General features: G+C 63.3%; 14 protein-coding genes. 13 read left to right on the top strand and 1 reads right to left on the bottom strand.

All coding sequences use genetic code 11. The features are described from left to right. Nucleotides 1-5 precede the first annotated feature (5 nt). From HW090_RS13945 to gabD, 13 genes are all read left to right on the top strand, one after another. On the top strand, nucleotides 6-1,271 hold the full coding sequence (locus HW090_RS13945; RefSeq protein ID WP_179114081.1) for a glutamate-5-semialdehyde dehydrogenase: 1,266 nt from the start codon (nucleotides 6-8) through the stop codon (nucleotides 1,269-1,271). Then, complete coding sequence (gene nadD, locus HW090_RS13950) at nucleotides 1,271-1,915, top strand: nicotinate-nucleotide adenylyltransferase (RefSeq protein WP_179114082.1); 645 nt, start codon at nucleotides 1,271-1,273, stop codon at nucleotides 1,913-1,915. Before HW090_RS13945 ends, nadD begins: the two co-directional genes overlap by 1 nt. A gap of 15 nt (nucleotides 1,916-1,930) precedes the next feature. After that, the gene (gene rsfS, locus HW090_RS13955; protein ID WP_179114083.1) at nucleotides 1,931-2,290 is read left to right on the top strand and encodes a ribosome silencing factor; all 360 of its coding nucleotides are present in this window, start codon (nucleotides 1,931-1,933) and stop codon (nucleotides 2,288-2,290) included. Then, the gene (gene rlmH, locus HW090_RS13960) at nucleotides 2,291-2,758 is read left to right on the top strand and encodes a 23S rRNA (pseudouridine(1915)-N(3))-methyltransferase RlmH (RefSeq protein WP_179114084.1); all 468 of its coding nucleotides are present in this window, start codon (nucleotides 2,291-2,293) and stop codon (nucleotides 2,756-2,758) included. It abuts the gene before it with no gap. Nucleotides 2,759-2,778: 20 nt separating this feature from the next. Continuing rightward, nucleotides 2,779-4,677 carry a penicillin-binding protein 2 gene (mrdA, locus tag HW090_RS13965; RefSeq protein WP_179114085.1) on the top strand — a complete coding sequence of 633 codons (1,899 nt, stop codon included), beginning with the start codon at nucleotides 2,779-2,781 and terminating at the stop codon, nucleotides 4,675-4,677. A gap of 38 nt (nucleotides 4,678-4,715) precedes the next feature. Further along, entirely contained in the window at nucleotides 4,716-5,819 is a 1,104-nt protein-coding gene (gene rodA / locus HW090_RS13970) for a rod shape-determining protein RodA (protein WP_179114917.1), read from the top strand. A 77-nt stretch (nucleotides 5,820-5,896) separates the two neighbouring features. Continuing rightward, on the top strand, nucleotides 5,897-6,832 hold the full coding sequence (gene mltB / locus HW090_RS13975) for a lytic murein transglycosylase B (RefSeq protein ID WP_179114086.1): 936 nt from the start codon (nucleotides 5,897-5,899) through the stop codon (nucleotides 6,830-6,832). Then, the gene (locus HW090_RS13980) at nucleotides 6,832-7,818 is read left to right on the top strand and encodes a septal ring lytic transglycosylase RlpA family protein (RefSeq protein ID WP_179114087.1); all 987 of its coding nucleotides are present in this window, start codon (nucleotides 6,832-6,834) and stop codon (nucleotides 7,816-7,818) included. Before mltB ends, HW090_RS13980 begins: the two co-directional genes overlap by 1 nt. A 44-nt stretch (nucleotides 7,819-7,862) precedes the next feature. Next, a complete protein-coding gene (locus tag HW090_RS13985; protein WP_179114088.1) occupies nucleotides 7,863-9,020 on the top strand; it encodes a D-alanyl-D-alanine carboxypeptidase family protein in 1,158 nt (385 codons plus the stop codon). A 66-nt stretch (nucleotides 9,021-9,086) separates the two neighbouring features. Beyond that, nucleotides 9,087-9,380 carry a DUF493 domain-containing protein gene (locus tag HW090_RS13990; RefSeq protein ID WP_179114089.1) on the top strand — a complete coding sequence of 98 codons (294 nt, stop codon included), beginning with the start codon at nucleotides 9,087-9,089 and terminating at the stop codon, nucleotides 9,378-9,380. Continuing rightward, nucleotides 9,380-10,036, top strand: coding sequence for a lipoyl(octanoyl) transferase LipB (lipB, locus tag HW090_RS13995; protein ID WP_179114090.1), 657 nt, complete (start codon nucleotides 9,380-9,382; stop codon nucleotides 10,034-10,036). The genes HW090_RS13990 and lipB overlap by 1 nt, the downstream gene beginning before the upstream one ends. After that, entirely contained in the window at nucleotides 10,033-11,010 is a 978-nt protein-coding gene (gene lipA, locus HW090_RS14000; protein ID WP_179114091.1) for a lipoyl synthase, read from the top strand. Before lipB ends, lipA begins: the two co-directional genes overlap by 4 nt. 263 nt (nucleotides 11,011-11,273) lie before the next feature. After that, nucleotides 11,274-12,722: an NADP-dependent succinate-semialdehyde dehydrogenase gene (gabD, locus tag HW090_RS14005; RefSeq protein ID WP_179114092.1), complete on the top strand. Its 1,449-nt coding sequence runs from the start codon at nucleotides 11,274-11,276 to the stop codon at nucleotides 12,720-12,722. A gap of 59 nt (nucleotides 12,723-12,781) precedes the next feature. Here gabD and HW090_RS14010 read toward each other — a convergent pair whose 3' ends face one another. Next, nucleotides 12,782-13,123, bottom strand: a complete 342-nt coding sequence (locus HW090_RS14010) for a hypothetical protein (protein ID WP_179114093.1) — start codon at nucleotides 13,121-13,123, stop codon at nucleotides 12,782-12,784. Nucleotides 13,124-13,129 lie beyond the last annotated feature (6 nt).

A 13,129-nucleotide genomic window follows, 5' to 3' on the forward strand; every position in this document is an offset into this window, starting at 1 on the left:
ACGCCATGAGCGAGACCGTGCTCGATTACATGACCCGGCTGGGCCGCGCTGCGCGGGAGGCTTCCCGGGTGCTCGTGCGCGCCAGCACGGCGCAGAAGAATCGTGCGCTGCAGGCGGCCGCCACGGCGCTGGACCAGGCGCGCGAGGCGCTGGCCGTAGCCAATGCGAAAGATCTTGAGGCCGGGCGCGCGAACGGCCTGGACGAAGCCATGCTCGACCGCCTGGCGCTGACGCCCAAGCGTGTCGACGAGATGATCGAAGGCTTGCGCCAGGTCGCGACGCTGCCCGACCCGATTGGCGAAATACGCGACATGCGCTACCTGCCCTCGGGTATTCAGGTCGGCAAGATGCGCGTGCCCCTCGGTGTGGTCGGTATCATCTATGAGTCGCGTCCCAACGTGACCATCGATGCCGCCAGCCTGTGCCTGAAGTCGGGCAATGCCACCATCCTGCGCGGCGGCTCCGAGGCGATCCACTCCAACCAGGCGATTGCCCGCTGCATCGCCCAGGGGCTGGAGGAGGCCGGCCTGCCGGCAGCGGCGGTGCAGGTGGTGGAAACCACCGACCGCGCCGCCGTGGGTGCGCTGATCAGCATGCCGGAGTTCGTCGATGTGATCGTGCCGCGTGGCGGCAAGGGCCTGATCGAACGCATCAGCCGTGAGGCCAAGGTGCCGGTGATCAAGCACCTCGACGGTATCTGTCACGTTTATGTCGACCGCGCGGCCGACATCGACAAGGCCGTGCGCATCGCCGACAACGCCAAGACCCAGCGCTTCGCGCCATGCAACACCATGGAGACGCTGCTGGTGCATGGCGATGTCGCTGCCCGCGTGTTGCCGCCGTTGGTGGCTATCTACACGCAGAAGGGCGTCGAGCTGCGTGGCTGCCCGCGCACCCGTGAGCTGCTAGGCGATGCCGTCAACGCGGCCAGCGAGGAGGATTGGGCGACCGAGTACAATGCGCCGATCCTGTCGATTCGTATCCTCGACTCGCTGGACGAGGCCATCGAGCACATCAATCGCTATGGTTCGCAGCACACCGACGCCATAGTCACCGAGAACTTCACCGATGCCCGGCGCTTCCTCACCGAGGTGGACTCCAGCTCGGTGATGGTCAATGCCTCGACCCGTTTCGCCGACGGTTTCGAGTACGGCCTGGGTGCGGAAATCGGCATTTCCACCGACAAGCTGCATGCGCGCGGCCCGGTCGGCCTGGAAGGGCTGACCAGCGAGAAGTACGTGGTGTTCGGCGACGGTCACGTCCGTACTTGATGGGCCGTCGTATCGGCGTTTTCGGTGGAACCTTCGACCCTGTGCACATCGGGCATCTGCGCGGTGCGCTGGAGGTCGCGGAGCTGGCGGGGCTCGATGAGCTGCGCCTGGTGCCATGCGCCAGGCCGCCACACCGGGAGACGCCGAACAGCAGTGCCGAGGACCGTCTGGCCATGGTGCAACTGGCGGTGGCGGATTTGCCGCCGCTGATGGTCGATGCGCGTGAACTGGAGCGTGAGCGGCCTTCCTATACGGTGGAGACGCTGGAGTCGCTGCGCCAGGAACTGGCGGACGATGACCAGTTGTTCCTGTTGCTGGGCTGGGATGCCTTTTGTGGCTTGCCCGGCTGGCACCGTTGGCAGGAGTTGCTGGAGCTGTGTCACATCCTGGTGCTGCAACGGCCGGATACCGGTAACGAGACGCCGGATGCGCTGCGTAACCTGCTGGCGGCGCGCAGTGTCTCGAATGTACAGGCAATGAGTGGCGGCGCGGGGCAGATCGCCTTCGTCTGGCAGATGCCACTGGAAATATCCGCTACACAGATTCGCAGGTTTCTCGCCAGCGGCAGAACGGTCCGTTTTCTCGTCCCGGATGCCGTACTGGCTTATATCAATGCGCACGGTCTGTACCGGGCGTCGAACTGAGGTTGTACTTACGTTATGCAGAATGAAGCTCTGGTCAAAGTGGCGGTCGAAGCCCTGGAAGAACTCAAGGGGCAGGACATCGTCATCATCGACGTGCAAGGCAAGACCAGCGTCACCGATTTCATGGTGATCGCCAGCGGCACGTCCAGCCGCCATGTGAAGTCCATGGCCGACAACGTGCTGGAGAAGGTCAAGGAGCAGGGTGTACGTCCCATCGGCAGCGAAGGGCTGGACGGCGGGGAGTGGGCGCTGCTCGACCTGGGCGATGTGGTGGTGCATGTGATGCAGGTGCCGACTCGCCAGTTCTACGACCTGGAACGGTTGTGGCAGGGCGCCGAGCAGAGCCGTGCGCAACATGCCGGTGAAGCCGAATAAGTGAAGCTCAAGCTGATCGCCGTTGGCTCGAAGATGCCGCGCTGGGTCGAGGACGGCTGGCAGGAGTACGCCAAGCGCCTGCCGGGCGAGCTGTCGCTGGAACTGGTGGAGATCGGCCTGCACACCCGCGGCAAGAATGCCGATGTCACACGGCTGATTCGCCAGGAAGGCGATGCGATGCTGAGCAAGGTGTTGCCGGGCGAACGCATCGTCACCCTCGAGGTGACCGGGCGCCCCTGGAGCACCGAGCAACTGGCTGCCGAGCTTGACCGCTGGCGGCTCGATGCGCGTCCCGTCAACCTGATGGTGGGCGGTCCGGAAGGGCTGGCGCCGCAGGTCTGTGCGCGTAGCGAGCAGCGCTGGTCGCTGTCGCCGCTGACCTTGCCGCATCCGTTGGTGCGGATTCTGGTCGGTGAGCAGATTTATCGTGCTTGGACGCTGTTGTCCGGCCATCCGTATCACAAATAGCGCTTGGAACTCCCTTCGCCATGCCCCAGCCCATCCACCTGAAAGACCATGAGAAGGACGCCGGACTGGTGCGTCGTCGTGTGATCGTGGGTATTTCGGTGGTGCTGTTGATGATGGGCGTGCTGATCGCCCGCATGTACTACCTGCAGGTGATCCAGTACGACTACCACTCGACGCTGTCGGAGAACAATCGCGTCCATGTGCAGCCGATTCCACCCAATCGCGGGTTGATCTTCGACCGCAACGGGCGGGTCATTGCCGATAACCGGCCGAGTTTCAGCCTGACCGTGACGCGCGAGCGAGCGGGAGACTGGCGGGCGGTGCTGGATGTGGTGGTCGAGGTGCTGGAGCTGTCCGCCGAAGAGCGTGAGCTGTTCGAACGGCGCGTGCTGCAAGGGCGTCGGCCATTCGAGCCGGTGCCGATCATGTACGAGCTGAACGAAGAGCAGATCGCCCGGGTTGCGGTCAATCAGTTCCGCCTGCCGGGCGTCGACGTGGCGGCGCAACTGGTGCGTCATTACCCACAGGACAAGCACTTCGCCCACTCGGTCGGCTATGTCGGGCGTATCAACGAGACCGAGCTGAAAAACCTCGATCCGGTCAACTACAGCGGCACGCACCATATCGGCAAGACCGGTATCGAGAAGTTCTACGAAGACGTGCTGCATGGCCAGGTGGGCTATGAGGAAGTCGAGACCAACGCCCGAGGGCGAGTCCTGCGCGTACTCAAGCGCACCGATCCTACGCCTGGCCAGGATCTGGTGCTGACCCTCGACCTGGACCTGCAGGAAGCCGCCGAAGCGGCGCTGGCTGGGCGTCGCGGTGCCATCGTGGCGTTACAGCCGCAGACCGGCGAAGTGCTGGCGATGGTCAGCCAGCCGAGCTTCAACCCGAACCTGTTCGTCACTGGCATCAGTTTCAAGGACTATGGCGAACTGCGCGATTCCATCGACCGCCCGCTATACAACCGTGTGCTGCGCGGGCTCTATCCGCCCGGTTCGACCATCAAGCCGATGATGGCGGTGGCCGGGCTGGATGCCGGCGTCATCACGCCGACCAGCCGCGTTTTCGACCCTGGCTACTTCCAGTTGCCCAATGTCCAGCACAAGTACCGCAACTGGAACCGCAGCGGTGATGGCTGGGTCGACCTGACGCTGGCCATCATGCGTTCCAACGATACCTACTTCTACGACATGGCGCACAAGATGGGCGTCGACCGCATGCATGACTACATGACCCGCTTCGGCCTGGGCCAGCGCGTCGCGCTGGACATGCAGGAAGAGACTGCCGGGTTGATGCCGTCGCGCGAGTGGAAGCGCGCACGTTACCGCCAGGCCTGGTACCCGGGGGAAACCGTGATCCTCGGCATCGGCCAGGGCTATATGCAGGCCACGCCGCTGCAACTGGCGCAGGCCACGGCGCTGATGGCGACCCGTGGCAAGTGGATTCGCCCGCACCTGGCGCGCAGCCTCGATGGCACGCCAGTGGTCGATCCGGATGCGCCGGCGGATATCGAGCTGCGTGATCCGCGCTACTGGGAATACGCCATCCACGGTATGGAGCAGGTGGTGCATGGGGCGCGCGGAACGGCCCGCAAGATCGGCGAAGGCTCGCCTTACCGCATCGCCGGCAAGAGCGGTACGGCCCAGGTGGTGGCGATCAAGCAGGGCGAGCGCTATGACAGCGGTCGCCTGGCCGAGCGGCACCGCGACCATGCCCTGTTCGTCGGCTTCGCCCCCATCGAGAAACCCGAGATCGTGGTGGCAGTGATGGTGGAGAACGGCGAGTCCGGTTCCGGCGTCGCCGCGCCGGTGGTCAAGGCTGTGATGGATGCCTGGCTGCTGGACAAGGATGGCAAACTGAAAGCCGAGTACGACCCGGCGCAGCCCCAGTCCCAGCCCGAGGTGGTGACGCCATGAGTGGCAATTTCGATCGTACGCTGTCGAACCAGGATGTCCTGCGCCGCCGCGCCAGCCTGTTGCAGCGGGCGCACCTCGATGGACCGCTGTTGCTGTTGTTGCTGATTCTGGCGGCCGGCAGCCTGTTCATCCTCTATTCGGCCAGCGGCAAGCACTGGGACATGCTGCTCAAGCAGTCCAGCTCCTTCGGCCTGGGGTTGCTGGCGATGCTGGTCATTGCCCAACTGGAGCCGCGTTTCATGGCCCGCTGGGCACCACTGGGCTACCTGGGGGTGGTCGGGTTGCTGCTGGCGGTGGAGTTCATGGGGCATACCGCGATGGGGGCGACACGCTGGATCAACATCCCGGGCGTGATTCGCTTCCAGCCGTCGGAGTTCATGAAGATCATCATGCCGATGACCATCGCCTGGTACTTCTCGACCCGCAGCCTGCCGCCCAGTTTCAAGCACACCGTCATAAGCCTGGTGCTGATTGCCGTGCCTTTCGCGCTGATCGTCAAGCAGCCCGACCTGGGCACCGCCCTGCTGATCCTGGCTTCGGGCGCGTTCGTACTGTTCATCGCCGGGCTGCGCTGGAGCTGGATCTGCATGGCCGTGACGGCGGTGGTGCCGGTGGCTGTCGGCATGTGGTACTTCGTCATGCACGACTACCAGAAGCAGCGTGTGCTGACCTTTCTCGACCCTGAGAGCGATCCGCTCGGAACGGGCTGGAACATCATCCAGTCCAAGGCTGCGATAGGTTCGGGCGGCGTGTTCGGCAAGGGCTGGTTGCAGGGCACCCAGTCTCATCTGGATTTTTTGCCGGAAAGCCACACGGACTTTATCATTGCCGTCCTGGCGGAGGAGTTCGGCCTGGTCGGCGTCTGTTTGTTACTGCTGGTGTATCTGCTGTTGATCGCCCGCGGGCTGGTGATTACGGTGCAGGCCCAGACACTGTTCGGCAAGTTGCTGGCCGGGGCGTTGACGATGACCTTCTTCGTCTACGTCTTCGTCAACATCGGGATGGTGAGCGGGCTTCTGCCTGTGGTGGGGGTGCCTCTGCCCTTCATCAGCTATGGCGGAACTTCACTGGTGACCCTGCTGTCAGGGTTCGGGGTTTTGATGTCGATCCACACCCATCGCAAGTGGATCGCGCAGGTTTGACGAGAGACTATTTCTTGATTTCCTTAGGCTGTAGGCAGTTGGCGCGAGTGCTCTGTGGGCTTGGTCTGGTTGGCGCCATGGGCGTACAGGCGAGTGACTACCAGGGTGAGAAAGTGGCGGGTTTCATCTCCGAGATGGCCAGCGAATACGGCTTTGCCAGCGAGCAACTGGCTGAGCTGCTGGCCCAGGCCGAGCGCAAGCAGGCCATCCTCGATGCCATTTCACGTCCGGCCGAGCGGGTGCGCCCGTGGAGCGAGTACCGGCCGATCTTCATCACCGATGCGCGGATCGCCCAGGGCGTCGATTTCTGGCGCCAGAACCAGGATGCGCTGGCGCGGATCGAGACCGAATACGGTGTACCTGCCCAGTTCATCGTGGCGATCATCGGTGTGGAAACCTTCTATGGCCGCAATACTGGCAATTACCGTGTGATCGATGCCCTGGCCACCCTCGGTTTCGACTATCCGCCGCGACAGCCCTTTTTCCGCAAGGAGCTCAAGGAGTTCCTGCTGCTGACTCGCGAGGAGCAGGTCGACCCGCTGAGTCTCAAGGGCTCCTACGCCGGTGCGATGGGATTGCCGCAGTTCATGCCGAGCAGTTTCCGCGCCTACGCCGTGGACTTCGATGCCGATGGCCATATCGATATCTGGAACAACCCCACCGATGCCATCGGTAGCGCAGCCAACTACTTCAAGCGCCATGGCTGGGTGGCCGGTAGCGGTGTCGCGGTGCGCGCCACGGTCGGCGGCAAGCGTTTCGAGGAAGGCCTGACCCAGGGCCTGGAGCCGAGCCTGAATGCCGCGCAACTGCGCGAGCTGGGCTGGAAGCCGGCCACGCCTATCGCAGACGACACCAAGGTCACGGCCTTCCGCCTGGAGGGCGCCGATGGCGATGAGTTCTGGATCGGCCTGCCGAATTTCTATGTGATCACGCGCTACAACCGCAGTGTCATGTATGCCCTGGCGGTCAACCAGCTCGCCGATGCCCTGGCCAAGGCGCGGGGGCAGCAGTGATGAGGCATGTACTGACACTGGCGATTGCCGCCGTGGTGCTCGCGGGCTGTTCCTCGTCGCCTTCCACGCCTTCTGGCAGCGTTGCGCAGAAGCCGAGTGGTATCAGCGGGCCGGGCAACTTCTCGCGCCCCGATAGGGATGGCGCGCCCTGGTGGGAAGTGGATGTCTCGCAGATTCCCGATGCCATTCCCATGCCTCACTACGGCCCGGTCAAGGCCAGCCCCTACACGGTGCTGGGCAAGACCTACTACCCGATTGGTGATGGCCGCAGCTACCGGGCGAACGGCACGGCGTCCTGGTACGGCACCAAGTTCCATGGGCAACTGACCGCCAATGGCGAGAAATACGACTTGTACGGCATGAGTGCCGCGCATAAGACGCTGCCGTTGCCGAGCTACGTCAAGGTGACCAACCTGGCGAACAACAAGAGCGTGGTCCTGCGGGTCAATGACCGTGGGCCGTTCTATTCCGACCGTGTCATCGACTTGTCCTTCGCGGCGGCGAAGAAGCTCGGCTATGCCGAAAGCGGCACGGCTCAGGTTCGCGTCGAAGGCATCGACCCCGAGCAGTGGTGGGCGCAACGCGGCCAGCCGGTGCCCAAGGTGCTGGCGCAACCGCAACAGGTCGCTACCACTTCCCTGGCCAGGACTGCCGCACAACCCGTGGAGCAGTACACGCCGCCCGCCGCCCAGCATGCGGCAGCGGTGGTGCCGGTCCAGCTCGAGCGGCAGGCGGCGAACCATTCGGCTGCCGGCCTGTTCCTGCAGGTCGGTGCATTCGCCAACCCGGATGCGGCGGAACTGCTCAAGGACAAGCTGACTACCATGGTCTCCACACCGGTCTTCGTCAGCTCCGTGGTACTCAATGAACAGGTGCTGCACCGTGTCCGCCTGGGGCCCATCGCCTCCGCGGATGAAGCAGCACGCCTGGAACAGAGCGTGCTCCAGGCCAACCTGGGACAACCCAGACAAGTCCGGGCCGATTGAGCCGGCTTCTCACTCACGTCGTCAAACTGCCTTTTCGAGATACGATGAACATAACCACTGTCTTGCAACGTATGAGCCTGCTGGCTCTGTTTGTGGCCTCGCCGATACTCTCGGCCGCACCCGCCATGCCTTCCGCGCCGCAACTGGCGGCCAAGTCCTATGTGCTGATGGACGCCGACAGCGGCAAGGTGCTGATCGAGAGCAATGGCGACGAGCGCCTGCCCCCGGCCAGCCTGACCAAGCTGATGACGGCCTATATCGCCACCCTGGAGATCCAGAAGGGCCAGATCAGCGACAACGACATGGTCACCATCAGCGAGAAGGCCTGGCGCACCGGCGGCTCGCGCATGTTCGTGCAGGTCAACACGCAGGTGTCCGTCGATGACCTGCTGCATGGCGTGATCATCCAGTCCGGCAACGACGCCAGTGTTGCCCTGGCCGAGCACATCGCGGGTAGCGAAGAGGCTTTCGCCGACCTGATGAACAGCACGGCCCAGCGCCTGGGCATGGCCAATTCGCACTTCATGAATGCCACCGGCCTGCCGGACCCTGAGCACTATTCCTCGGCGGGCGACATGGCCAAGCTGGCTCGTGCGATCATCTATGAGGACCCGGCGCACTACGCCATCTATGCGCAGAAGGAATTCCTCTGGAACAACATCAAGCAGCCCAACCGCAACCTGCTGCTGTGGCGCGACAAGACCGTCGATGGCCTCAAGACCGGCCACACCGAGGAAGCCGGCTTCTGCCTGGTGGCGTCCGCCGTACGTGATGGCATGCGCCTGATCACCGTGGTGTTCGGTACCAACAGCGAGCAGGCCCGCGCGGCCGAGACGCAAAAGCTGCTGACCTACGGCTTCCGTTTCTTCGAGACCCGCACGCTGCGGCGCAAAGGCGTCGAGCTGGCGCAGGCACAAGTCTGGAAAGGCAAGAGCGCCACGCTCAAGGCCGGCCTGGCGGACGACCTGACCCTGACGCTGCCGCGTGGCCAGGCAGAGAAGCTGGATGCCAGCATCAGCCTCAAGCCTCAGTTGATGGCGCCTATCAAACAGGGCGACGTGATCGGCCAGGTCGAAGTGCGCATGGGTGACGAGGTGCTGGAGACAGCCAACCTGATCGCCCTCGAAAATATCGAGGAAGGCGGCTTTTTCCGTCGCTTCTGGGATAGCATCCGTCTGTTCTTCTTCGGCCTGTTCAACTGATAGATACTGCCCGCGCGGCGTGACCCAGCCGGTCGCGCCGCGTTTGCGGATCACGAGTCCGTTTCCATGACAAACAACACGCAAGACCCGCAGGATATCCAAGCTCCGAAAATCGACTTTCCTTGCGAGAATTACCCGATCAAGGTGATTGGCGAGGGTGCGGAAGGCTTCCACCAACTGGTGATCGACGTGATCCGTCGTCACGCGCCGGACTTCGACGAAACCACGCTGGTCACCCGCGACAGCCGAACCGGGCGTTTCCTCTCCGTACAGGTGTACATCACGGCCACGGGCATCGAGCAATTGCAGGCGATCAACCTCGACCTGCGTGCCACCGGGCGCGTCCATATGGTGTTGTGATGGAGCTGCAGGCGCTCTGCGTCCGCGAGCTCGGGCTGGTCGACTACCTGCCGGCCTGGCAGGCCATGCAGTGTCTGACCCAGCAGCGCGGTCCGGACACTCCGGACGAACTCTGGTTGTTGCAGCATCGGCCCGTGTTCACCCAAGGACAGGCTGGCAAGGCCGAGCATCTGCTGTTGCCGGGCGACATTCCCGTCGTGCAGGCCGACAGGGGCGGACAGGTCACCTACCACGGCCCCGGCCAACTGATCGTCTACCTGCTGCTCGACGTGCGTCGACTGGGGCTGGGTGTTCGCGAGCTGGTAAACTTGATGGAAGACAGTTTGGTTGCGCTGCTGGCGGAGTATGGTGTGGATGCCGCCGCCAAGCCCGACGCGCCAGGCGTCTATGTCGACGGGGCGAAGATCGCTTCCCTCGGGCTGCGGATACGGCGCGGCTGTTCGTTTCATGGCCTTGCCTTGAACATCGACATGGACATGGAACCGTTCAGCAGGATCAACCCCTGTGGCTATGCCGGCCTTAAAATGACACAGTTACGTGACCTGGTCGGGCCGGTGGACTTCTCCGCAGTAGCTGGCCGTCTGCGTGCGCAACTCGTGCAGCGCCTCGGCCATGTAGAACAGAAGACCCTTACGGGCGGAATCGAGGATTTATGAGCACTGTTGAAACCCAGGCGGCACGTCCTGCGAAGATAGAAGCCGGTGTCAAGTTGCGCGGTGCCGAGAAAGTCGCACGGATCCCGGTGAAAATCATCCCGACGGTGGAACTGCCCGCGAAGCCGGACTGGATTCGTGTGCGTATCCCCGTTTCACCCGAGGTCGACCGGATCAAGCAACTGCTGCGCAAGCACAAGCTGCACAGCGTCTGCGAAGAAGCGTCCTGCCCGAACCTGGGCGAGTGTTTCTCGGGCGGTACCGCGACGTTCATGATCATGGGCGATATCTGCACGCGGCGTTGCCCGTTCTGCGACGTTGGCCATGGTCGTCCGAAGCCGCTGGACACCGATGAGCCGATGAACCTGGCCCTGGCCATTGCCGACCTGCGCCTGAAGTACGTCGTCATCACCTCGGTGGACCGCGACGACCTGCGTGACGGCGGAGCCCAGCACTTCGCCGATTGCCTGCGGGAAATCCGCAAGCTGTCGCCGAACGTGCAGTTGGAAACCCTGGTGCCTGACTACCGTGGCCGGATGGACATCGCGCTGGAGATCACTGCGGCCGAGCCGCCGGATGTGTTCAACCACAACCTGGAAACGGTACCGCGCCTGTACCGCTCCTCGCGTCCTGGCTCGGATTTCGAGTGGTCCCTCGATCTGCTGCAGAAGTTCAAGCAACTCGTGCCCCATGTGCCGACCAAGTCGGGTCTGATGCTGGGGCTCGGCGAGACGGACGATGAAGTGGTCGAGGTCATGCACCGTATGCGCGAGCACGACATCGACATGCTGACCCTGGGCCAGTATTTGCAGCCTTCGCGTAACCACTTGCCGGTGCAGCGCTTCGTCCACCCGGACACCTTCGCCTGGTTCGCCGAGGAAGGTGCGCGACTGGGCTTCAAGAACGTCGCCTCCGGACCACTGGTGCGCTCCTCCTACCATGCGGACGAGCAGGCCAAGGCCGGCAAGGGCGAGTAACGCTCACGCCGTTCTGACGCCTACGACCGCCCTTCTTCGAAGGGCGGTTTGCGTTTTGGCCCCTGCAGGGTGGCCATTGCCCTCAGGCGCGTGCCTTATGCGACCTGTCTGCAATCAGTTGCACACGGGGCGATACAACCTTCATGCTGGTCCACGAATGCTCCATGGAGTGTGGGCAGCCCATATCCGGCTCATCCCTGCCATGCGATGCACAGGTTCAACGACAGAGCCTGCCAGCGGGCGGGCCGGGAGTGTGGATAGCCATGCAAGCGAGCAAACCCCAGCTATTGCGCGAGCAAGCCTATATCGATGGTACCTGGCAGGACGCCGACGATGGCGCCCGGCTCGAGGTCAACGATCCGGCTACGGGAGCCATCATCGGTTCGGTGCCGAAGATGGGCGTCAGCGAAACGCGTCGCGCCATCGAGGCCGCCGAGCGGGCCCTGCCAGCCTGGCGGGCGCTGACCGCCAAGGAGCGCTCCACCAAGCTGCGCCGCTGGTTCGAACTGGTCATGGCGAATCAGGACGAACTGGCGCGGCTGATGACCCTGGAGCAAGGCAAACCCCTGGCCGAGGCCAAGGGCGAGATCGCCTATGCCGCGTCCTTCATCGAATGGTTCGCCGAGGAGGCCAAGCGCGTCTATGGCGACACCATTCCCGGCCACCAGGCCGACAAGCGACTGATCGTGATCAAGCAGCCGATCGGCGTCACCGCGGCGATCACGCCCTGGAACTTTCCCGCTGCGATGATCACGCGCAAGGCTGGCCCGGCGCTGGCTGCCGGCTGCACCATGGTGCTCAAGCCTGCTTCACAGACGCCGTTTTCCGCGCTGGCGCTGGCGGTGCTGGCCGAGGAGGCGGGTATTCCAGCGGGCGTGCTGAACGTGGTGACAGGCTCGGCGGGGGATATCGGCAGTGAGCTGACCCGTAACCCGGTCGTGCGCAAGCTGTCCTTCACTGGCTCCACCGAGATCGGTCGCCAACTGATGGCCGAGTGCGCGCGGGATATCAAGAAGGTTTCGCTGGAGTTGGGCGGCAATGCGCCCTTCATCGTTTTCGACGATGCCGACCTGGATGCGGCGGTCGAAGGGGCTATCGTCTCCAAGTACCGCAACAACGGGCAGACCTGTGTCTGCGCCAACCGTCTGTATGTGCAGGCGGGGGTCTACGACGCCTTCGTCGAAAAGCTGCGGGTTGCCGTTGCCAAACTGAGGGTTGGCAACGGCCTGGAAGCAGGTGTGACCACTGGTCCGTTGATCGACGAGAAGGCTGTGGCCAAGGTCCGCGAGCATATCGACGACGCCGTCACCCGGGGGGCGCGGGTGGTCAGCGGTGGCAAGTCCCATGCCTTGGGTGGCGGTTTCTTCGAACCGACCATCCTCGCGGATGTCCCGAGCGATGCCCTGGTGGCACGGGAGGAGACCTTTGGTCCGCTGGCGCCGCTATTTCGTTTCAATGACGAGGATGAGGTGATTGCCCAGGCCAACGACACCGAGTTCGGTTTGGCGTCGTACTTCTATGCCCGCGACCTGTCGCGTGTTTTCCGTGTTGCCGAAGCGCTGGAGTACGGTATGGTCGGGATCAATACCGGTCTGATCTCCAACGAGGTGGCGCCGTTTGGCGGTATCAAGGCATCCGGCCTGGGGCGTGAAGGTTCGAAGTACGGTATCGAGGACTACCTGGAAATAAAATACCTGTGCCTGGGACTTTGATGCGGACATAAAAAAACGGCTGGAGATCGCTCTTCAGCCGTTTTTCGTTGCGACGCGGATCAGTGCTTGATCGCGGCCAGCATGTAGTCGGGCAGCGGATCGATAACGATCTGTTGGCCCTGGTAGCGTGCGCTGGCTTTCTCGCGGGCGAAGACACCATGCGGGGCGCGACTGTCGTTGTTCAGGCGCTGGCGGCCACGGTAGTCGATCACGCAGCCATCGGCTTCTACCCAGAAATGGGGGGAGACGATCTTGCCATCGAGTTCCAGTTTTCCGAGCATCGCACGATAAGGAATGTGTTGCTTGGCCAGGCGGGTCACTACGAGGCGGCTGATGGCATCAGCATCGGCTTGGCGGGTATCCAGATCATCGAGAAGGTTTTTTAACTGGGGTTCGGTCATGGCTGC

Source organism: Pseudomonas sp. ABC1 (genome assembly GCF_013395055.1).
GTDB lineage: Bacteria > Pseudomonadota > Gammaproteobacteria > Pseudomonadales > Pseudomonadaceae > Stutzerimonas.